Source organism: Halobellus sp. Atlit-38R (assembly GCF_003665925.1).
Lineage (GTDB): Archaea > Halobacteriota > Halobacteria > Halobacteriales > Haloferacaceae > Haloquadratum > Haloquadratum inordinatus.
Genome location: NZ_QXIJ01000252.1, coordinates 1 through 491 on the forward strand (window position 1 = coordinate 1; position 491 = coordinate 491).

General features: G+C 63.3%; 1 protein-coding gene. It reads right to left on the reverse strand.

What is annotated here, in order from left to right; translation table 11 throughout:
* On the reverse strand, positions 1-281 hold a 281-nt coding region (locus D3D02_RS19210; RefSeq protein ID WP_233560725.1), incomplete at its 3' end, for an ATP-binding protein.
* Positions 282-491 lie beyond the last annotated feature (210 nt).

Genomic DNA, 491 nt, shown 5'->3' on the forward strand with positions numbered 1-491 from the left:
ACCTCCAGCGCGGGTCGGTCGTACTGTTCGTGCGTACCTACCGGAATCCCGCGGCCGTTGTCGGTGACGCTGACAGAGCCGTCCTCGTGGAGGGCGACCTCGATGGCGTCGCAGTGGCCCGCGAGCGCCTCGTCGATGGAGTTGTCGACGACTTCGTAGACGAGGTGGTGGAGTCCGCGAGAATCGGTGGACCCGATGTACATCGCCGGACGCTTTCGAACGGCTTCAAGCCCTTCGAGGACCTGAATCTGTCCGGCCCCGTACTCGTTATCCTGAGACATCTGAACAGGCCTAGGATAGCCCGTCCCTTAAAGGCTCGCACGCGCGGGCGCGTACTACTTACTGGAGTCCCGCGTAGCGGTTTCCGACATCGGAGACGCCGACCGACCGACCCGCGTTTCGTGGGTGACTCTGTGTATCATGATTCGGCGTTCCGGCGCGAACGCCCCTCGAAGCGCGTCAACGCCCCGAGTTCACTTTCACTCCGCTGC